At 73.4% G+C, this 20,963-nt stretch carries 16 protein-coding genes; 4 read left to right on the plus strand and 12 right to left on the minus strand.

Translation table 11 applies throughout. The annotated features are described in order from the left end of the window. Nucleotides 1-241 precede the first annotated feature (241 nt). Together ABIH81_RS07895 and ABIH81_RS07900 are read left to right on the plus strand one after the other, a co-directional pair. Nucleotides 242-529 (plus strand): hypothetical protein, encoded by a 288-nt coding sequence (locus tag ABIH81_RS07895; protein ID WP_018785581.1) that lies wholly within the window; start codon nucleotides 242-244, stop codon nucleotides 527-529. A 98-nt stretch (nucleotides 530-627) separates the two neighbouring features. After that, nucleotides 628-1,080, plus strand: a complete 453-nt coding sequence (locus ABIH81_RS07900) for a hypothetical protein (protein ID WP_349881037.1) — start codon at nucleotides 628-630, stop codon at nucleotides 1,078-1,080. Nucleotide 1,081: 1 nt separating this feature from the next. Here ABIH81_RS07900 and ABIH81_RS07905 read toward each other — a convergent pair whose 3' ends face one another. After that, entirely contained in the window at nucleotides 1,082-2,008 is a 927-nt protein-coding gene (locus tag ABIH81_RS07905) for a PASTA domain-containing protein (RefSeq protein ID WP_349879696.1), read from the minus strand. Between the two features lie 97 nt (nucleotides 2,009-2,105). Continuing rightward, on the minus strand, nucleotides 2,106-2,777 hold the full coding sequence (locus ABIH81_RS07910; protein ID WP_349879697.1) for a PASTA domain-containing protein: 672 nt from the start codon (nucleotides 2,775-2,777) through the stop codon (nucleotides 2,106-2,108). A 103-nt stretch (nucleotides 2,778-2,880) separates the two neighbouring features. Between ABIH81_RS07910 and ABIH81_RS07915 the strand changes: the two genes are divergently transcribed. Next, the gene (locus ABIH81_RS07915; protein WP_349879698.1) at nucleotides 2,881-4,278 is read left to right on the plus strand and encodes a hypothetical protein; all 1,398 of its coding nucleotides are present in this window, start codon (nucleotides 2,881-2,883) and stop codon (nucleotides 4,276-4,278) included. A gap of 124 nt (nucleotides 4,279-4,402) precedes the next feature. Here the strand turns inward: ABIH81_RS07915 and ABIH81_RS07920 are convergent, their stop codons facing one another. Then, on the minus strand, nucleotides 4,403-5,881 hold the full coding sequence (locus ABIH81_RS07920; RefSeq protein ID WP_349879699.1) for a glutamate--cysteine ligase: 1,479 nt from the start codon (nucleotides 5,879-5,881) through the stop codon (nucleotides 4,403-4,405). A 255-nt stretch (nucleotides 5,882-6,136) separates the two neighbouring features. Next, a complete protein-coding gene (locus ABIH81_RS07925; protein WP_349879700.1) occupies nucleotides 6,137-6,718 on the minus strand; it encodes a YceI family protein in 582 nt (193 codons plus the stop codon). Between the two features lie 101 nt (nucleotides 6,719-6,819). Between ABIH81_RS07925 and ABIH81_RS07930 the strand changes: the two genes are divergently transcribed. Then, nucleotides 6,820-7,311, plus strand: coding sequence for a MarR family transcriptional regulator (locus ABIH81_RS07930; protein ID WP_349879701.1), 492 nt, complete (start codon nucleotides 6,820-6,822; stop codon nucleotides 7,309-7,311). Nucleotides 7,312-7,582: 271 nt separating this feature from the next. Here ABIH81_RS07930 and ABIH81_RS07935 read toward each other — a convergent pair whose 3' ends face one another. The 8 genes from ABIH81_RS07935 to ABIH81_RS07970 form a co-directional block, all read right to left on the minus strand. Then, on the minus strand, nucleotides 7,583-10,108 hold the full coding sequence (locus ABIH81_RS07935) for a helix-turn-helix domain-containing protein (protein WP_349879702.1): 2,526 nt from the start codon (nucleotides 10,106-10,108) through the stop codon (nucleotides 7,583-7,585). A gap of 100 nt (nucleotides 10,109-10,208) precedes the next feature. Then, entirely contained in the window at nucleotides 10,209-11,357 is a 1,149-nt protein-coding gene (locus tag ABIH81_RS07940) for an acyl-CoA dehydrogenase family protein (RefSeq protein ID WP_043327634.1), read from the minus strand. A 118-nt stretch (nucleotides 11,358-11,475) separates the two neighbouring features. Then, nucleotides 11,476-13,008 (minus strand): acyl-CoA carboxylase subunit beta, encoded by a 1,533-nt coding sequence (locus tag ABIH81_RS07945; RefSeq protein ID WP_349879703.1) that lies wholly within the window; start codon nucleotides 13,006-13,008, stop codon nucleotides 11,476-11,478. Between the two features lie 184 nt (nucleotides 13,009-13,192). Continuing rightward, nucleotides 13,193-14,113 carry a hydroxymethylglutaryl-CoA lyase gene (locus ABIH81_RS07950; protein ID WP_349879704.1) on the minus strand — a complete coding sequence of 307 codons (921 nt, stop codon included), beginning with the start codon at nucleotides 14,111-14,113 and terminating at the stop codon, nucleotides 13,193-13,195. Nucleotides 14,114-14,154: 41 nt separating this feature from the next. Next, entirely contained in the window at nucleotides 14,155-15,522 is a 1,368-nt protein-coding gene (locus tag ABIH81_RS07955; protein WP_349881038.1) for a biotin carboxylase N-terminal domain-containing protein, read from the minus strand. Nucleotides 15,523-15,599: 77 nt separating this feature from the next. Then, nucleotides 15,600-16,214, minus strand: a complete 615-nt coding sequence (locus tag ABIH81_RS07960; RefSeq protein ID WP_349879705.1) for a helix-turn-helix domain-containing protein — start codon at nucleotides 16,212-16,214, stop codon at nucleotides 15,600-15,602. 71 nt (nucleotides 16,215-16,285) lie between these two features. Further along, nucleotides 16,286-19,129, minus strand: coding sequence for a hypothetical protein (locus ABIH81_RS07965; protein WP_349879706.1), 2,844 nt, complete (start codon nucleotides 19,127-19,129; stop codon nucleotides 16,286-16,288). Then, nucleotides 19,122-20,915 (minus strand): HSP90 family protein, encoded by a 1,794-nt coding sequence (locus ABIH81_RS07970; RefSeq protein WP_349879707.1) that lies wholly within the window; start codon nucleotides 20,913-20,915, stop codon nucleotides 19,122-19,124. Before ABIH81_RS07970 ends, ABIH81_RS07965 begins: the two co-directional genes overlap by 8 nt. Between the last annotated feature and the right edge of the window lie 48 nt (nucleotides 20,916-20,963).

Here is a 20,963-nt window from a genome sequence, read left to right on the forward strand (position 1 = left end):
CGCCGTGCGACCTGCCCCGGAATGAAGACCCCGTCGCTGCACGCCAGCTTGGCTGCGGCGACGGGAGCGGTAACCGGGAGCAGCCGGGTGATGGTCGGGTGGCGGTCCGCCACCGCGGGTACGGCCCGACCAGCACCGACCCACCGACCGCCGGTCCACGAGACAGACCCCCCGTCACCGGACCGCACCGACCCCCGTTCAGCCTCGCCGGTTCCGCCGGCCGACCTTCCCAGGAGCCCATGTGCTTCCCCGCTCCGGTGACGTACTGCACGTGACACGCGCGGCGAGTGTCCAGTTCCTCCGACCGATCATGTTCCGGGTGATCCGGGTGCTCGACTGGCCGACCTACGACGGTTGGCTCTGGCTCGACGGCTACGAGTTGAACGCGGCGGGGGACGCGGTCAACCGGAGGTCGATCTTCGTACTCCAGGAGGGGTTGCGGCAGCTCCAGGCCGCGCCGGCTCCGCGTCAGCACACCGTGCGGACGGCCCGCCGCCCGGTGGTCCGGACCCCGGTCCGGGTCGGCTGACCTCACGATTCCCGGTCGGGAGGGCGTGACGTCGCCATAGAATCGGTACGCCCACCCCGGCACGTTCCACCCCGCGCGCCATGGACCCTGAACCTGGGATGGTCATGGTCAACTTGCCCGCCGCGCGGCGGCACCACCGGTCCCGTATCGGCTATGCCCTCGGGCTCTTCCTCTTCCTCGTCACCGCGACCGTGCTCGCGCTCGCGGTACGTCATCCCGCCTTCTCCGCCACCCAGCAGCTCGCCGAGCCCGTACCGGCCCCGGAGATCACCGTGGCCGGCGAGGAAGGCCGGTCGGGGTCCGACGCGGCCGACTCCGATGCCGCCGACTCCGATGAGCCGGACGACGTGGGCGGCTGGGCCGCCGCCGACCCGTCGCAGGACGAGGACGACACGGCTGCGGGTGCCGGGGGCGGCGAGGGTGCGCTCGCCGAGCGGCCGACCGACACGACCGACGACCTCAGCCGGTCGCTCTTCTACTCTGGGCTGCTCGGGCTGGCCATCTCGCTGGCCGGGCTGGGCCTGGTCGGCACCCGCAGACGCCAGTGGTGAATCAGGGCGTGGCGGTCGTCGCCGGGGCCGATCCGGGGGTGGCCGGGCCGCTCGTCGGCGGCGCGGGTACGGCCACCACGATGGTGACCCGGTCGTCCTCGCCCACCGGGTAACCGGCCTCGGGATCGGTGGAGATCACCGTGCCGGCCGGGCGGTCCGACGCCCGCCGCTGCACCCGGTAGTCCAGGTCCAGCCGGTCGAGCGCCGCCCGGGCGGCCGCCTCCGGCAGCCCCACCAGCGGCGGCATCGGCACCTCGACCGGTGCGGTAGTGGCCGGCGGCGTACTCGGCGGTGAACTACTCGGCGCGGCACTGGTCGGTGCGGCGGTCGTCGGGGCGGCGCTCGTCTGTGCCGAGATGCTCGGCACCGGCGGGCCCGGATCGGAGTTCCGGTCGGCGGCACGCAGTGCCAGCCACACCCCCGCCCCGATCAACCCGAGCAGGAGCAGCGCCAGGATGCCGAGCAGGATCGGCATCCACCAGCGGCGCCCGGCCTGCTCGTCGCCGTACCACTCGCCGCCGGGCTCGGGATAGCCCGCCGGCCGCGGTGGCGGCACCCCGGCCCGGCCGGACCAGGCACCCACCGGTTCCTGCGGGGCGGTCGCGTCGAGCGGACGGCGCGGGCCACCCTGTCCTCCCGCCCCGCCCTGTCCTGCCGGTCCGCCGGGCAACGGGCGGGTGGCGTCGCCGGCGTTCCGTGGCATGGCGCGGGTCGCCTCCACGTCTTCCCCGGCTGCGCCCCGGGGCATCGCGCGAGTGGCGTCGGCATCCTCACCGGCTGCGCCCCGGGGCATGGCGCGGGTCGCGTCGGCATCCTCACCGGCTGCGCCTCGCGGCATCGCCCGCGTGGCGTCCGCCTCCGGCTCGGGGGGCAGCGCCCGGGTCGCGTCCGCATCACCGGCGGGTGGTTCCTGACGGTCGTCGCTCATGGCACGTCCTCTCCCCACCGGGACGGGGCACACGGCCCTCGATCGTCCACCGTAGCGGGCCTCGGCCATGCCGGCTGGGATCAGCGCGCCGCGCCCGTCAGGGAGTCGGCGGCGGGGAGACAGTCGGCGGCGTGGACGCCTTGTCGCCGCAGGTGAGCGTCACCTGGTCGTTCCACCGGGCGGTACCGCCGGCCACCGGCTCCTGTGCCGTGACCGGACCCTGGCGTCCGGTGGCGTACCGGGGATAGAGCCCCGCCTCCACCAGATCGTCGGCCGCGTCGGAGCAGGACAACGTGCTCATGTCGGGCACGGTGACGGCCGGCGCCGGCCCGGCGACCCACACGGTGACGGTGGTGCCGCGCTTCACCGGGGTGCCGGGAGCCGGTGACGTGCGCTCCACGGTGCGTCCGGTGCCCGTACCGAACACCAGTCGCCAGCCGAGCCGGCGCTCGCGCAGGTTTCGGCGGGCCTGCTCGAAGTCGGCGCCCACCACCTCGGGCACCGTGAGGCCGGCCGGGGCGCTGGTGCGCGTACCGGTCGGCCGGGCGGCGGTGGTCGGCGGCGCTGTGGTCGCGGAGGCCGATGTGGACGCGGCGCCGACCGGTGCGGTGTCGCCGGGTGTGGCCGGACGGTCCGGCTCACCGGCAAGGATCCACCCGACGCTGCCGCCGATCACCACCAGCAGGATCACGGCCACGCCACCGCCGAGGAGCATCCTGCCCCGCCCCGGTCCGCTGCCGTCGCCTACCGGTTCCCGCTCGTCCGTCATGCTCCCCACCCCGATCATCGACGACCGTATCCGTTGCTGCGGAACGGTCACGGCCCGTCGTCACGACTCGCCGCGCCGACCTCGGGACGTTACGCTCCCCGGCATGGTCAGACGGGGCTGGGGAGGATCGACAGCCGCCGCGCTCGGCGTCGCGGCGGGCGCGGGCGCCGCGCAGCTCGGTTTCGGGTACGGGCTGGGCATCATCAACTGGGCGCCGGCCGGCGCGGTACGGGCCGAGGCGGCCTGGGTGGCGAGCCTCGCCTGGGCGACCTGGATCGCGGCGACATCGGTCATCGTCGGTGCGGTCTGCGCCCAGCGCCTGCGCGGCGAGCGCCAGGCCGAGCCGCGGGGCACGCCGCCCCGGCTCGGCCTGGCGCTCGCCGCGGGTGCCGGCGCGATCGTCACCGTGCTGCTGGTGGCGGTTCCGGCGCGGGCGGCCCGGGTGCCGGACGTCTCCGCCCCGCAGGTCGCCGCCGCCGCGTACGCGGGTGCGGGGCTGCTGCTCGGCGTGCTGCTCGCCGTCTGGGCGCTGCACACCCGGGCCGCCGCCACCAACCTGATCGCCACCAGCGGCTGGCTCTGGCTGCTCGCCGTGGTGTCGGTGGTCGACGGGGTGGTCGCCGGCCGTGGCCTGACCACCGCCCAGCTCGGCATCTGGCAGATCAGCGCGGACCGCGGCGCGTTCTGGATCCGCGACTACTTCTACTGGCCCGGTGCGCTGCTGTCGGTGCTCTCCGCCCTGGTGATCGGTCTGATGGCGGCCCGTCGAGCCGCCCGCGCGCCGGAGATCCGGGTCGGCGCGGCGGCCTCCGGGGCGGCCGGACCGCTACTCGTCGCGCTGGCGTACCTGCTGGCCGTGCCGCGCCTCGCCGGGATCGCCGCGGAACAGTTGTCGGCCCATCTGATCGCCCCGTACGCGGTGATCGCCGGCGTCGGCGGCTCGATGGTGATGGCCGCGCTGGCCCAGCGCGCCGAGCGCCGTAGCGCCGAGCGGGTGACAGTGCCCCGCCAGCGCACCGGCGAGCCGGACCCGATCAGCGGCGAGGCCGACCCGACCGAGCCGGACTCGCCGTCGCCGTCGGGCACCTCGAAGTCGGGCACGTCGGCTGCGGGCCGGTCGGGCGGGTCGCCGTCGGGGCGGGCGGCATCGGGCCTCGCTGACCAGGCGACGGGGCCGGACAAGGCGCCGGACACGTTGGTCGGGCCGAGCCGGAACATCGGGGTGGAGGACGGACCCGGCACGGCGTCCGGCCGGACGGAGACGGAGCGGAGTCGTGCCACCCGGTCCACCACCGGCCGCCGCGGCCGGGCCGTGCCACCACAGCGGCAACCCGAGGCATCCGAGCAGGCCGACCCCGCAGGGCCACGTGACAAGGCGTCGACCACCGACGAGCCGTCCCCGCACGACGACTCCCCGTCCCCGGGCAAGCCTTCCCAGACCGGCTCGTCAGCCCGAACCGACCCGCCGACCACCGACACCACCCGCCGCCGAGGCCGCTGAGCCACACCCACACCCACCCACCCGGCCGCGCCGATCTTGCACTTGTGGCCCCGCGAATCTCCCGAATGGGAGGTTTGTCAGGGCCACAAGTGCAAGATCGACGAGCCGGGGGCGGGCGGGGGGGTCAGTCGACGGGCCAGGTGTGGACGGGCTCGTTGCCGCGCTGCAGCTCGGCGTACCGCTGGACCATGTGGTGCAGTGCGGCCTCCCGGTCCAGGCCCCGGGTTCGCTCGGCCGTCCACACCGTCTCGGTCTGCCAGACCGCACCGTTGCGGCCGGTACGGCAGCGGCCCTCGATCACGCCGAGCAGGCGGTCCCGCTCGGCCGGGGCGACGCCGAACCGGTCCAGCCCCTGCGCGGCCACCGGCAGCAGCGTGTCGAGGACGAGCTTGGTGACCGGCACGTCGCCGAGGCGGGGCCAGTGCAGGACCGCTTCGATGCCGCGCCGGGCGGCGGCGTGGAAGTTCTCCTCCGCCGAGCTGAACGTCAACTGGCTCCAGATGGGACGGTCCGCCTCGGCGAGGCCGCGGGCCAGCCCGAAGTAGAACGCCGCGTTGGCGAGCATGTCCACCACTGTCGGGCCGGCGGGCAGCACCCGGTTCTCCACCCGCAGGTGCGGGCGGTCGTTCATGATGTCGTAGACCGGCCGGTTCCAGCGGTAGACGGTGCCGTTGTGCAGCCGCAGCTCACCGAGCTGGGGCACGCCACCGGCGTGCAGCACCTCGACCGGGTCCTCCTCCTCGCAGATGGGCAGCAGCGGCGGGAAGTAGCGGACGTTCTCCTCGAACAGGTCGAAGATCGAGGTGATCCAGCGCTCGCCGAACCACACGCGGGGTCGTACGCCCTGGGCCTTCAGCTCGTCCGGGCGGGTGTCGGTGGCCTGCTGGAACAGCGCGATCCGGGTCTCCGCCCAGAGTTGCCGGCCGTAGAGGAACGGCGAGTTGGCGCCGACGGCGACCTGCACGCCGGCGATCGCCTGGGAGGCGTTCCAGTAGTCGGCGAAGCTGTCCGGCGCGACCTGGAGGTGGAACTGGAGGCTGGTGCATGCGGCCTCCGGCGCGATCGAGTCGGTGTGCGTACGCAGCCGCTCGACGCCGTTGATGTCCAGCTCGATGTCCTCGCCCCGGGCGCCGACGATCTGGTCGTTGAGGACGCGGTACCGCTCGTTCGTGGAGAGGTTGTCGGCGACCAGGTGGCGTTCGGTGAGCGTGGGCAGGATGCCGACCATCATGATCGTCGCGTCGGACTTTGCGGCCCGCTCGTCGGCGCGGCTGAGGCTGCTGCGCAGGTCCTGCTCGTAGTCGGCGAAGCCGCTGCCCTCGATCAGCCGGGGCGAGGCGTTCAGTTCGAGGTTGAACTGCCCCAGTTCGGTCTGGAACAGCGGGTCGGCGATGTCGGCCAGGATCTGGTCGTTGCGCATTGCGGGTTCGGCGGCGGCGTCGATCAGGTTCAGCTCGATCTCCAGCCCGGTCATCGGCCGGTCGGCGTCGAAGCCGAAGTCGTCGAGCATCAGCGCGAAGACGTCCAGGCACCGCCGGACCTTCTGCCGGTAGCGGACCCGATCCTCGCGGGAGAAGGCGCCCTGCTCGACGTCTCTGCCCATGTGTCCTCCCGGCGCCGGTGCGACGGAACCGTACCGTTCCGCAACGCATTGTGAACCATTCACGTGGTTGGCGTAAGTGCGCCCACCCCGTCACCCGGCTGGACGGGCGACAGGTCTGCACCTGTACCCCGCCGCCGCCGTCACCAGCGCGTCCGGGCGGAGAACTTCACGTGACGATTCGCACCGCCGGGGCGTACGCGAGAGGGGCCCGCACCGTCGGCGGACGGTGCGGGCCCCGCGGGCCGATGCCGGGGCTCAGCCCTGGCGGATGGCCTCACCCTCGATCTCGATCTTGACCTTGCGGCCGACCAGGACACCACCGGTCTCCAGCGCCACGTTCCAGGTCAGACCGAAGTCCTCCCGGTCGATCTCGGTGGAGGCGGAGAAGCCGAAGATGTCCTGCCCGAACGGGCTGCGGCCCACGCCCTCGAACTCCACCTCGAGCTCGACCTGACGGGTCACGCCCTTGATGGTCAGCTCGCCGGCGAGCACGAACTCGTTGCCCTCGCGGGACTTCACCTCGGTGCTGCGGAACTCCAGCGTCGGGAACTGCTCCGCGTCGAGGAACTCCGGGCTGCGCAGGTGCGCGTCACGGTCCGCCTGGGCGGTGTTGATGCTGGCCGCCTGGATGCTGGCGGTGACCGAGGACTGCATCGGGTCGTCGGTGACGGTGATGGTCGCGGTGGCGTCCGCGAACTCACCGCGTACCTTGCTGACCATCATGTGCCGCGCGACGAAGCCGACGCGCTTGTGCGCGGTGTCCAGCACGTACGTGCCGGGGGTGGGGATGGTGAGACCTTCCCAGTCGCGGGTAGTCGCCTCGGTGCTGCTGGTCATGATGCTCTCCTCCGGAGAAGAATGTTTAGGAGCCCAACGACTGACTGAGCAACTATAGTTGAAGCAATATTCCCCGTGTCAAGTGTTGCTAGGATGGTGGCGTGGACCAGAACGTGTTCGACGACCCCCGGATCACTGCCGTCGGCCTGCTCGTCGAGGCGCACGCCGGGCTCGCCGCCCGGTTCGCCGCCCAGTTCGAGGAGCACGGCCTCTCCCCGGTCGAGTTCGAGGTGCTGACCCGGCTCGCCCGCTCACCCAACAACCAGCTGCGGATGACCGATCTGGCCGCACAGACCTCGCTCTCCACCAGCGGTGTGACCCGCGTGGTGGACCGGATGGAGCGGGACGGGCTGATCTGCCGGCGTGCCTGCCCGTCCGACCGGCGTAGTTCCTTCGCGGTGGTGACCACCGCCGGCCTGAGCCGGCTGGACGACGTCCTTCCCGGCCATCTGCGGATCATCGAGCAGTGGTTCACCAGCCAGCTCGCCCCGGCGCAGCTCCACGGGCTGCTCGACGGGCTGCGCCGGGTACGCGACGCGGTCCATCCGGGCGCCACCGCCGGCAGTACCGAGCCGGCCGAGGACGCCGCCTGACGGTCAGCGAGCGGTCGGGCACTACCCGCCGGTCACCGGCAGAACGACCGGCAGAACCGCCCGAACGGCCGGACAAAGCGGTCCACACATTCACGAATCGGTCGTCCGACCTCGGTAGTCTTCCCGGCAGCGGGGGGCACCGGGGGGTGCTGGCGCGAGCGTGGAGCGAGGGGCAGCACCAGGGGGCTACTTCGCTCGCGCCACCCCCGCGCCCTCCGCCTCCCAGTGCCCGGCCACCGCGACCCACGGGCCGCGGTGACGAAGAGAGCGCTCATCGCCTGCGGCGGGCCGCCAGGGAGAACAGCAACTCCTCCTCCTGCGGCAGCAGGCTGACGCCGGTGACCTGTCGCGCCGCGTCCAGCCGGTCCAGCACACGCGGGTCCGCGGTGCTGACCGCCAGCCCCACGAGCGCCTCGACCAGATCCCGCCGGTCGGCGACCCCCTCGGCCGCTTCGGCAGCCGCGGCGAACCACTCCGCCGCCAGCTCCCGGTCTCCCCGGTGCAGCGCCACGTGCCCCTCGATCAACCCGCGCAGCGCGTCCTCGGCGCGGGCGTTCCCACCCGCGCCGGGCGGGTCGAGCATCTCCACGGCCGGTGGACGGCGCCGGCCCGGCACCGCGCCCGACGGCCACAGCTCGGCGACCGTGGTCAGCGCCTCGTCGGTGCGCCCGGCGTGGGCGAGCGCCAGCCCGACCGCACCGACCGTCCGGCGCCGCCGCCCGGGATCGCCCAGCTCCGCGAGCGCGGCTGCCACCCGGCGTCCCTGCTCGACCGCCTCCGCGTACCGGCCCTCCAGGCGGGTCAACTCGGCCTGATCGGCCCGCGCCAGCACACGCAGGCGCTGGTCACCGCACTGCGCCGCCAGCCGGTCGACTGTGGCCAGCCGCCGCCGGGCGCCGGCCAGCCGCCCTTCGCGTACGTCGTGCCAGGTCAGGTGCGCCTGGGCGACGGCCATCTCGCGTACCCGGTGGTGCCGGGTGGCCACCGCCAGCGCGGCCTCGGCGTGCTCGCGGGCCTCGTCGTGCGCGCCGAGCCCGAGCAGCAGCGCGCAGAGCACCGACCGGGCGGACAGCTCGCCGGTCACGTCGCCCGCCTCGGCGAAGACGGCCAGGGCAGCCCGGGCCGCCGGCAGTTCCTCCGCGCCCGCGCCGTGCTCGGCGGCCAGCCGGGCCGCGCCCAGCATGGCCCAGGCACGCAGCGTGGGCCGGGCACCCGCGGTACGCGGATCGGCGAGCAGCCGCCGCAGCCGGCGGCGGCCGGAGACGTCCCGCCCGCGCAGCCGCCACCATCGGGGCAGTGAGGCGGCGAGCAGGAGCGCGGTCTCCGGCGCGTGCTCGGCGGCGTACGCCAGCGCGGCGGTGATGTCGCTCGTCGCCTCGTCGAGCACGTGCACCGCGCCGGACATCTGTGCGCCCACCAGCCCCGGCGCGGTGCGGTTAACCAGACCGGCGATCACCGCGGCGTGCCGCATCCGGATCCGGGCGGTCTCGCCCTCGGCGTCGGCCTGCTCCGCGGCGAAGTCACGGACCGCGTCCAGCAGACGGAACCGGAACGGGCCGGTGCCCCGGACGCTGAGCAGGCCCAGCTCGCGCAGCCGGTCCAGCATCGGCGCGGCGTCCCACCGCCGGCCGCCGTCGGCGAGCAGTTCCTCGGCCAGCTCGACCGACCAGCGGTTACGGAACGCGGACAGCCGCCGCAGCGCCGCCCGGTCGGCGGTGGCGAGCAGGTGATAGCTGGTCGCCACCGCGTCGCGCAGCGTCACCGTGCCGGCGGACGGGTCAGCGGGCTCCCAGCCGGGGCGTACGCCGGTCAGGTCCAGGACGCGGTCGCCGTAGCGGTCGAGCAGCTCGGTGACGTCGAGGATGCGTCCCCGCGCCGCCATCAGCTCGATGGCGAGCGGCAGTCCGCCGAGCCGGCGTACGAGCGCGGCGAGCGCCGGCAGCTCGGCCGGGGTGGGCGGTTCCCGGCGGGCGTGGGCGAAGCGGGCGGCGAACAGCGCCGCCGCCGGCCAGCGGTCCAGGTCGGCCCGGTCGGCGGGCTCGACGCCGGCCGGCGGCACATCGAGCGGAGCGACCGGCCGGACCAGCTCGCCGGGCAGGCCCGCCGGGCGGCGGCCGGTCACCAGCACCCGCAACGTCGGCACGGCGGAGGTCAGGACGCGCAGCGCCTCGGCCACCGCGTCCGGCGCCCGGTCGACGGCGTCGACGAGCAGCAGCGCCCGCCGGTCGCCGATCCGGCAGGACAGGTCGGCCAGCCGGTTCACGCCGAACATCGACGCCGACGCGGCGAGCACGTCGGCGGTGTCCGAGCCCTCGCCCACGAGCACCCCGGCCACGCCCGCCGGGTGGCGGGCCGCCACCGCGTGCGCGACGGTGACGGCCAGCGCCGTCTTGCCCACCCCGGCAAGCCCCACCAGGCTCACCACCGGGTACGCGTCGAGCAGGCCGGACACCTCCGCCACGTCCCGTTCGCGGCCGAGCAGCGGTACGGGCTGGGGCAGCGCCACGGGCGGATCATCGGCGGCGGGAACGCGGGATGCCGCGGGCCGGGCGGTGTCGATGAACTCCCGCCGCTCGTCACCGCTCAGGCCGAGCGCGTCGGCCAGCAGGTCGACTGTGGTGCGCTGCGGCCGGGTGGCCCGCCCCCGTTCCAGATCGCGGACCGTCCGTACGCCCACGCCGGCCCGGCCCGCCAGCTCGGCCTGGGTCAGGCCGACGGCGAGCCGGTGCCCGCGTAGCAGGCCGGACAGACCGGTACGACCGCCCGGGCCCCGCGCACGGTCATGATCCGGAGTCATGGGCACGAAGATTACGGATGGACTCCGACGCTCCACAGCCCATCGTCAACCACCCGACCGTCCACTGCCGATATCCGACAGGACGTGGTTTCGGGTGTCCTCACATGCCGAGGTCGCGCGCGATGATCATGCGCTGGACCTCGCTGGTGCCCTCGCCGATCTCCAGGATCTTGGAGTCACGCCAGAAGCGGGCCACCGGGTACTCGTTCATGAAGCCGTACCCGCCGTGGATCTGCGTCGCCTCGCGGGCGTTGTCCACAGCCACGGTGGAGGCGTGCAGCTTGGCGATGGCCGCCTGGCGCTTGAACGGCTCACCGGCGAGCATCCGGGCGGCCGCGTCGTAGTAGGCCAGCCGGGCCGTGTGCGCCTTCATCTCCATGTCCGCGATCTTGAACTGGATGGCCTGGTAGTTGCCGATCGGCTGGCCGAACGCCTGACGCTCCTTCGCGTACTTGATCGACTCGTCCACGCAGCCCTGGGCCAGGCCGACGGCGAGCGCCGCGATGGCGATCCGGCCCTCGTCCAGGATGCGCAGGAACTGCGCGAAGCCCCGGCCGCGCTCGCCGAGCAGGTTGGCCGCCGGCACCCGGCAGTCGTCGAACGTCAGCTCGTGCGTGTCCGACGCGGTCCAGCCGACCTTCGAGTAGCCGGGCGCGACGGTGAAGCCGGGCGTACCCGACGGCACGATGATCGTGGACAGCTCCTTGCCGCCGTCCGGCCGCGTGCCGGTGACGGCGGTGACGGTGACCAGCGCGGTGATGTCGGTGCCGGAGTTGGTGATGAACGCCTTCGAGCCGTTGATCACCCACTCGTCGCCGTCCAGGACCGCCCGCGTCCGGGTGCCGCCCGCGTCCGACCCGGTGCCCGGCTCGGTGAGCCCGAACCCGGCCAGCGCCTCACCGCTGAGCAGCTTCGGCAGCCACTGCGCCTTCTGCTCCTCGGTGCCGAAGCGGTAGATCGGCATCGCGCCGAGCGACACCGCCGCCTCCAGCGTGATCGCCACGCTGGAGTCGACCCGGGCCAGCTCCTCCAGCGCCAGGCAGAGCGCGAAGTAGTCGCCGCCCATGCCGCCGTGCTCCTCCGCGAAGGGCAGCCCGAACAGGCCCATCTTGCCCATCTGACGGACGATCTCGTACGGGAAGGTGTGCTGCTCGTAGTGCTCGGCGATGGTGGGTGCGACCACCTCGCGGGCGAACTCCCGCACGCTCTCCCGCAGCGCCTGCTGTTCCTCGTCGAGCCGGAAGTCCATGTCGATCCTCCTGGAAAGGGCGGGCCGCCGGGCGCTCGTGACGCCGGGAGCGGCTGAAGCGTTAGAAGGGGCCCCTTTACATGCACCAGGCGTTAAGAGGGGGCCCTTCCTTACCGGGTCAGACGGGGGTGACGCCGTGCCGGCGCCGGGAGAAGTGCCGCTCCTTGCCGCGCGCGGCGGCGAACCGGCGGACCAGCTCGGCGCGCAGCTCGTGCGGCTCGACGATCGCGTCCACCACCAGCTCGCTGGCGAGGCGGACGACGTCGATGTCGCGCTCGTACTCCTCGCGCTTCGCGGCCACGAACGCGGCGCGCTCGGCCTCGTCCCCGATCGCGGCGATCTTGTTGGCGTAGACCGCGTTGACAGCGGCCTCCGCGCCCATCACCGCGATCTTCGCGGTGGGCAGCGCGATCGTGGCGTCCGGCTCGAAGCCGGGACCGGCCATCGCGTACAGACCCGCGCCGTACGCCTTGCGGACCACCACACAGATCTTGGGTACGGTCGCCTCGGAGATCGCCGTGATCATCTTCGCGCCGTGCCGGATGATGCCCTGCTTCTCCACCGCGCTGCCGACCATGAACCCGGGTACGTCGCTGAGGAACAGCAGCGGCACGTTGAACGCGTCGCAGAGCTGCACGAACCGGGTCGCCTTGTCGGCCGAGTCGACGAAGAGCACGCCGCCCTTGAACATCGAGTTGTTGCCGACCACGCCGACGACCTCGCCGTTCAGCCGGCCGAACCCGATGGTCAGCTCCTTGGCCCACAGCGCCTGGATCTCGAAGAAGCTGCCGGAGTCGAGCAGCCCCTTGACGTACCGGCGCATGTCGAACGCCTGCCGCTCGCTGGCCGGGACCAGCGCGGCCAGGTCGGCCTTCTCCGGCGCGCCCACCGCTTCGGCGGCCGGCGGCTCCTGCTTCCAGTTCGACGGCAGGTAGGACAGGTACGTCCGCACCACGTCGAGCGCGTCGTTCTCGGTCTTGCAGAGGAAGTGCCCCACGCCGGACTCGGCGCAGTGCACCTTCGCCCCGCCCATCGCCTCCAGCGTGGTCTTCTCGCCGGTGACCATCTCGACCATGCGGTCGGAGCCGAGGTACATGCTGGCGTTGCCGTCCACCATGGCGACCACGTCGCAGAACGCCGGGATGTACGCCCCACCCGCCGCGCTCGGCCCGAACAGCGCGCAGACCTGCGGAATCGAGCCGGAGGCGCGGACCTGGTTCCAGAAGATCTTGCCGGCGCCGCGCCGGCCCGGGAACAGGTCGACCTGGTCGGTGATCCGGGCGCCGGCCGAGTCGACCAGGTAGACCATCGGGACGCCGGTCGCGTACGCCCGCTCGATGATCCGGATGATCTTCTCGACGGTACGCGCGCCCCAGCTGCCGGCCTTGACCGTGGAGTCGTTGGCCATCAGGCACACCTGGCGGCCGTCGATCGTCGCGGTGCCGGTGACCACGCCGTCAGCGGGCAGCCCGTCGGCCATGGCGTTGGCGTAGAGCCCGTCCTCGACGAAGGAGCCCTCGTCGACCAGGTACGCCACGCGCTCGCGGGCGAACAGCTTCCCCTTCGCGGCGTTGGCCGCGTGGTACTTGTCCGCTCCGCCGGCGCGGGCGCGCTTGCGTAGCTGCTCCAGAGCCTCACCGTCGAGCGTCACGCCGACTCCCGTTGCCACGGCCCCCGCACAGGGCGCCCACCGACCTGAACGATCGTTAGGCTACCCCACCCGCCCCACCCCCGGCACCCCACCACACCCCACCCCGCTCGTGATCAAGGAGTTTGTGTCCTCCGCGCGGGCGGACGAGGACACAAACTCCTTGATCAACGGGAAGCAGGGCGGGTCAGGCGGGGAGGGGGGTCAGGCGGGTTCGGGGGCCGGCTCGGAGGACTCCGGACGGGAGTTCCCTGCCCACCAGGTCTTCGGCCAGCTCGGCGGCCTCGACCAGGGCGTCCAGGTCGATGCCGGTGTCGATGCCCATGTCGTGCAGCATGTGCACCGCCTCCTCGGTGGCCAGGTTGCCGCTGGCACCCGGCGCGTACGGGCAGCCACCGAGGCCGCCGACGCTGGCGTCGAACTCGGTGATCCCCAGTTCCATCGCCGTGAGCATGTTCGCCAGCGCGGTGCCCCGGGTGTTGTGGAAGTGCAGCAGCACCGGCAGGTGGGCGTTGCGGTCCCGTACCGCCGTCACCAGTTCGCGGACGCGCCGGGGCGTACCCATGCCCGTGGTGTCGCCGAAGGCGACGCGGTCCGCGCCGTCGCGGGCGACGCGGTCGACGATCGCGGCGACCCGGTAGGGGTCCACGTCGCCCTCGTAGGGGCAGCCGAAACTGGTCGCGACGATCACCTCGGCGGTGGCGCCCGCGCCGTGCAGCAGGTCGATCAGCTCGGCGATGTCGTCGAGCGACTCGTCGGTGGAGCGGTTGACGTTGCGGCGGTTGTGCGTGTCGCTGGCCGAGACCACCACCTCGATCTCGGTGAATCCGGCGGCCAGCGCCCGCTGCGCGCCCCTGGTGTTCGGCACCAGGGCCGAGTAGCGGACGCCGTCGACCTTCTCCGCCCGCTGCCACACCTCGTCGGCGTCGGCCATCTGCGGGATCGCCTTCGGGTGGACGAAGGAGACGGCTTCGATGCGGCGTACGCCGGTGCGGGACAGCGCGTCGAGCAGCCGCACCTTGGCGTCGGTGGGGATGGGCTCCTCGTTCTGGAGGCCGTCGCGGGGACCGACCTCACGGATGCTCACGGATTCCGGAAGTTGCGCCATCAGGTTCACCTCACAAGAGTCGAGCATGACACCGGGTGGCGTCAGCGCATCCGGGAGACGATGCCGGTGTCGTAGTCGCCGGAGAGGAACTCCGGATTCTCCAGCAGCTCGGCGAAGAACGGCAGGTTGCACTTCGGGCCGGCGATCTCGAACTGGGCGACCGCCGCCCGCGCCCGCTGGACCGCCTCCTCGCGGGTGTCCCCGGTGAGGATCAGCTTGGCCATCAGGCTGTCGTAGAACGGCGTGACGGTGTTGCCGGCGACGTAGCCGGAGTCGACGCGTACGCCGGTGCCGGACGGCTCGTTCCAGGTGGTGATCGCGCCCGGGCCGGGCAGGAAGCGCTTCGGGTCCTCGGCGTTGATCCGCAGCTCGATGGCGTGCCCGCGCGGAGTGAGCGCGTCCGGGTCGAATGTCGGCGCCAGGCCGGCCGCCACCCGCAACTGCTCCTCGACCAGGTCGACGCCGTAGACGTACTCGGTGACCGGGTGCTCGACCTGGAGCCGCGTGTTCATCTCCAGGAAGAAGAATTCTTCGGAGAGGGGGCTGCCATCCTTGAGATCCCGCTGACGCGGGACCAGCAGGCACTCGACGGTCCCTGCGTTGCGGTAGTTCACCGCCTCGCCGGCCCGTACCGCCGCAGCCAGGAACCGCTCGCGCAGCTCGGGCGAGACCGCCGGCGACGGCGACTCCTCGACCAGCTTCTGGTTGCGCCGCTGCACCGAGCACTCCCGCTCGCCGAGCGCCACCACCCGGCCGTCGGCCAGACCGAGGATCTGCACCTCGACGTGGCGTACCCGGGGGAAGTACCGCTCGATCAGCACCGACCCGTCGCCGAACATCCGCTCGGCGAACGCGCGGACCTTGTCGTACTCGGTGCGCAGCGCCGCCTCGTCGACTGCCACGCCCATGCCCATGCCGCCGCCGCCCGCGGCGGCCTTGACCATCACCGGGTAGCCGATCTCCGCGGCGGCCACGACCGCCGCGTCCAGGTCGGTCGCCGGCTCGGTGGTGCCGGGCGCGACCGGCACCCCGGCCGCCGCCATCAGGTTCCGAGCGTTGATCTTGTCGCCCATCGCGGTGATCGCGTCGGCGCCGGGTCCGACCCAGATCAGGCCGGCCCCTTCGACGGTACGGGCGAAGTCCGCGTTCTCGGACAGGAAGCCGTAGCCGGGGTGGATCGCCTGCGCGCCGGTGCTACGGGCGGCGTCGAGGATCGCCTCCACGTTCCGGTAGCTCTGCGCCGGGTTCGCCGGGCCGACGCAGACCGCCTCGTCGGCCTCGGTCACGAACGGCAGCCCGCCGTCGGCCTCCGAGTGCACCGCGATCGTCCGGATCCCGAGCCGCTTGCCGGTACGGATGATCCGCCGCGCGATCTCCCCCCGATTCGCGACCAACAACGATTCGATCATCTTCTGCACGGACGTGACCCCTTCTCGACGCAAAGCCGGGGTCTCTTCTTAACACGCGTTAAGGTGAGCGCGGCGTGTCAGGTCGGGTCGGTGGGCGCGAGCAGGGCCGCGAGGGTCGCGCCGCGCAGCAGTTCGGCCCGGCGCCGGCGGTCCACCTCGCCGCCGAGGAACGGGGTCGAGTTCATCAGGCCGAACGCCGCATGGGCGAGCACCCGGGCCTCGCCGTCGGGCAGGCCGGGGTGCAGCGCGGTCAGCACGGTGACCCATTCCTCGACGTACATCCGCTGGAGCCGGCGGATCCGGCGGCGCGGCTCGTCCGGGAGGCGGTCCAGCTCGTGCAGGTGCAACGCGATCACCGCCGGGTTGGCCAGCGCGAAGTCGACGTGGAAGTCGATCAGCGACTCCAGCGCCGAACGCGGGTCGCCCGGGTGACCGGCGGCGCGTTCCCGCCCGCCCGCGAGCAACCCCTCGCTCACCGGGATCAGGGCGGCGACGAGCATCGCCTCCTTGCCGGCGAAGTGGTGGTAGAGCGCCGGCCCGGTGACCCCGGCCGCCGCCCCGATGTCGTCCATCGACACACCGTGGTAGCCGCGCGCCGCGAAGAGGCCGACCGCGATCTCCAGGATCTCGTCCCGCCGGGACCGGCGCCGGGCCGCACCCGCCGCACCCCGTGCCTGCTGTTCCACCGCCACCGGACCAGCCTAGACCTCGTGTTCGAGCTGGGGCAGCCGCGGTTACCCAACGGTTGCCCCAGCCCGTCGCGTCAGTCCTCCTCGATGCCGTGGTCGGCGCGGACCTTCGCCGCCTCGGCCTCCCGCCCCTGCTCGTCGAGCGCGCGGGCCAGCAGCCAGGCGGCCTGCGTGGCCGGACGGGAACCGGTGGGCAACCCGCCGAGGACCGGGCGCAGCAACCCTTCGGCCTGCTCCGGCCGCCCGTCGCGCAGCAGCAGCTCGCCGGTCAGCACCTCGACCTGCGCCGCCTCGCCGAACGCCTCGATCGACCGCAGGCGCTCCGGCACGCCGTCCAACCGGTCCAGCGCGGCGGTGAGCCGGTCCTCGGCGATCAGCACCCGGGCCACCGCGTCGGCGGCCATCGCCCGCTCGTACGTGACCACGGGCGGCTCGTCGGCGCCGGCCGGAAGCGCGGCCGCCGCCTCGTCCACCCGCTCGATCGCGGCCACCGCGGCCGGCAGGTCACCGGACCAGTGCAGGGCGAGCAGTTCCCGCCGCCGGGCCCGCAACTCGTCCACCTGGTAGCCGGCGAGCCGCCAGGCGGTCGCCGCCGCCGCGAACCGCTGCGCGGCCAGGGCGTCCCGGTCGGCGTCGTAGAGCAGGCCACCGGACTCCTCCAGCACCTGAGCCCGGTGGGGGAGATTGTCCGGCCCGTCCAGGTTCTCGGCCAGCGTGTCGAGCACCGTCAGCGCCAGATCCGTCTCGCCGAGACCCGCGTAGATGCCCGACAGCATGTGCCGGCACCGGTCCGCCTCGGCCTGCGCGCCGGCCCGGTCGAGCCCGAGCACCGCCTCCTCGGCCACCTCGGCGGCCTCGGCCAGCCGCCCGGCCACCCGGTACGCCTCGGCCAGCTCCCAGCGCAGCAGCGCGTCGCCCTCCAGCCCCTGCTCGACGCAGAGGGTGACCGCCTCGGCCAGATCCTCCACCGCCTCGCCGGCCCGGTCGGCGGCCATCAGCGCCCGGCCCCGGGTCACCCGCAGCGGCAGGTGCGCGCCGGCCGGTGCGACGGACAGCGCCTCCTCGCAGGCGGCCACCGCCTCGGCCGGGTCGTCGGTGGCGCGGGCGTACGCCAGGCAGGCACCGGTGAGCATCTCGGCGTCGCCCAGCTCGCCCGCCAGCCGGCGGGACCGCGCCGCCGCGTCCCGGAACTCCTCGGCCCGCTCCAACTGCTCCAGCACGTGTGTGCGGTGCAGCGCGACCCGCCCGGCCAGCCACGGATCGGCGTCCGCCTCCGCCTCGGCCCGGTCGAGCGCGTCGAGCGCCTCCGCCCACCGCTCGCGGTGCACGTGGGCCAGGGCGAGGCGGTCCCAGCCGGCGGCCCGGTCACGCGGCCCGCCGTGCCCGGTCAGGTAGTCGGCCGACTCCCGGGCCAGGGCCAGGCCCTCGTCCGCGCTCTCGTCGACCATGCTGAGCAGCACACCGAGCCGCCCGGCCACCACCTGGGCGCGCAGCGGGTCCGGCACCTCCCGCCACGCGGCCAGCGCCTCCCGGTTGACCTCGATCGCCACCGGTACGCCGTCGTCGTCCTGCGACAGCTCACCGGCCCGCAGTTCCAGCCGCCACGCCCGCGTGGTCGCGGGCAGATCGGCGTCGCCGAACCGCTCGTCGTACGCGCGCAACGCGGCGACCAGACCGTCCCGGCGGTTGGTGCGCCAGCACTCCTCGGCCAGCGCGAGCAGCTCGTCGGCACCGGCGTCGGCCGGCACGGTGACCGGCTGCGCGAAGGCCACCGGAGCGTCCGAGCCGGTACGCGACGCGGGCACCGCCGGGCGGCGCAGGCTCGCGGAGAGCGGCAGGTGCTCACCGACCGGCCCGGCCGCCAGCTTGCGGGCGATCAACCCGGACTGGTGCGTGGTGCCGTTGCGCGCGTCGAAGCGCTCGGCCAGCGCGGTGGCCGTACCGGCCAGCTCGTCGGCGAGCACACCCGCCGGCACGTCCGCGGCCGGCCGCTCGCCGGAGGCGCGGCGGTGCACCGTCAGCTCGGCCGGGACCTGACGCATCGCCGCCGAGACGGCGGCCGCGAAGTGCATCGCGGCAGCCGGGGTGGGCGCGCGGTCCAGCCAGTCCAGGTGCCGCTCGACCAGCTCCAGCGCGCGGGCCTCGTTGCCGGTCACGGTGCAGAACTCGATGTGGTCGGCGATGTCCCACAGGTCGGCCAGGTTGCCGCGCACCCGCCGGTACGCCTCCCGGTGCGCGTCCCGCGCCGCGTCGGTCCGGCCGGTCTCCCGGTAGGGCGTGAGCAGCGCGGTGAGGATCCCCTGCGGCTGCTCGTTACAGGTCAGCCGGCCGGCGAGCACCGGCTCGGCCAGCGCCACCGCCTCCTCGTGCCGGCCGTGCCGCACCAGGTGCGCGACCTGCGTGGTCGGGTCGCATCCGGCGCAGTCGGACAGTGCGTCGCGGGGCGTGGTCATCCACTTGCGGTACCACTGCTCCGCCGCCTCGTCGTCGCCCAGGTGCGCGGCCACCAGGTAGCGGTGCTTGTGGACCGCCTGCAGCGAGTGCCCGGAGTCGCGGTAGCGCCGTTCCATGTCGTCGAGCACCGCGTACGTCCGGTCCAGCGGCAGCTCCGGGAACTTCACCATGGCGTTGACCATGTACTTGAAGAACCAGAGCAGCTGGTGCGTGTAGCGCTGGTGGTAGGGCTGCGGATCCTTGTCGTACTCGGCCAGGCACCAGGAGAACGTGACGAAAGACTTCGCCGGTTCGCCGCCGTAGACGTACGCGGTGGTGCCGGTGATCCGGGCGGCGAAGGCGAGGTGCCGGTCGTCGCCCGCGTCGGCGCGGCGCAGCAACTGTTCCAGCGCGGCGATCTGCCCCGGGCCGTACGGCATGGATTCGATCTCGTGGTGCATCCGCCAGAGGTCGTCGTCAGTCACGGATCTCTCCCGGTACGGCCCGGCCGAGCAGGCCGAGGAAGGAACTGTTCAGCAGTGCGGCGTCAGCCGCCCGGATCGGGTGGTGCCCGAGCAGCAGGGCCTGCCCGTAGAGCGCCTCGACGGCCAGCCCGACCAGCTCCGGATCGGCGAGCGTGGTGACCCGGCGGACCAGCGGGTTGCGGTGGTTGAGCACCAGTTGCGGGCGGTCCGGCGGGGCGGAGGCGGCGAGCGCGTCGAGCACGCCGCCCCACAGCTCGTCGGCCTTGTCCCGGCTGGCGGCGAGCTGGTCGTGGAACGCGGCCGACCGGGACACCAGGTAGAGCGCCGGCAGCGTGACTGGGTCGTACGCCCGGATCACGACCTCGCAGCCGAGCCGTTCCAGGGCCCGCTGCGCCGCGGTGAGGAACGGCCGCAGCGCCAGTTCGGTCGCCGGGTCGAGGATCTCGAACCGGGTGGTGAGGTCGCTCGGCTCCAGCCGCTCGATCAGCACCGACCGGTCCACTGTGGGCAGCCGCTCGATCAGCTCGGTGTCGTACGTGTAGCCGCCGTTGACCACTGCCAGATCCTGCGCGGCGGCCACGGCGGCGAGCTGGCGGAACTCGTCCAGGCTGGCGGCGTACCGGAGCACGCCGTGCCGCTGCCGGAACTCGGCGAGCGTGAGCGTGCCGACGTTGGTGTCCATCGGCCACCACTGGTCGACCAGCCGCAGCATCTCGTCGTCGTGCATGGCGAGCGCCTTGACCCCGAGGTGGTGCACCTGGAGGAACTCGCCGAGCCGGCGCGGGTCGTGCTTGGCGAGCCGGACCAGCCAGCCCCGGATCTGGTCGCCGAGCGCCTCCCGGACGGAGGTGAGCAGCGCGTCCTCGTAGAGCGCCTCGCGGCTGGCGGTGGGGCGCAGCTCACTGGCGTCGACCACGCAGTGGGCGAAGAAGGCCCACTCGGGCAGCAGCCCGTCGGCGTGCTCGCTGAGCAGCATCCGCTTGAGGTAGACCCGGTGCCCGGCGCGGGCGGCCGGGTTCACCGCGGCGGGCAGGATGAAGGCCACGCCGGTCAGGCCGGCCTCCGGCACCGACAGCGGCACCACGTCGAACGGGACGAACCCGAGCAGTTCCTGCGCGTACCGCTGGAGCGCGGCCCGGTCGACCGGCGCTCCGGGCGTGGTCGGCCACGGCGGCGGGCCGCTGGTGGTCGGCGTGTCACCGACCCGGACGTCGACCGGCAGCAGGCCGCCGTAGAGGCGGGCCAGCTCGGTGACCGTGGGTACGCCGAGCCACTGGTCGGCGTCGCGCCGGGGCACCAGCGTGACTGTGGTGCCGGGCTCGTCCCGGGCCTGTTCCGGCTCGGCGAGCCGCACCGCGTACCGCCCGTCGGACCAGCCCGTCCAGAGCACTGTGGGCTCGTCGGCGTGCCGGGTGACCACCCGGATCTCGTCCGCCACCAGGAAGCAGGAGAGCAGGCCGATGCCGAACTGGCCGAGGAACTCGTGCCGGGAGAAGCCCAGCTCGTCACGCTTGGAGCTGCGGCCGATGGTGGCGAGCAGCTCGTGCACCTGCGCCTCGGTGAGGCCGATGCCGGTGTCGTGCACGCGCAGCGTCCCGTCGCCGGTCAGCTCCGGCGGCTCGATGCGGACCCGCGCCGGAGCTTTCGGCTCGGCGGACCGCCGTGCGGTGATCGCGTCGACGGCGTTCTGGAGCAGCTCGCGCACGTACACCCGCGGGCTGCCGTAGAGGTGATGACTGAGCAGGTCGACCACGCCACGGAGGTCCACCTGGAAGGTGCGGTCCAATCGCGCTCCCGGTTCGGATTTTCGGCGCTCACCGTACCGGTCAGCGCC

Source organism: Micromonospora sp. HUAS YX12, from assembly GCF_040215685.1.
Taxonomy (GTDB): Bacteria; Actinomycetota; Actinomycetes; order Mycobacteriales; family Micromonosporaceae; genus Micromonospora; species Micromonospora tulbaghiae.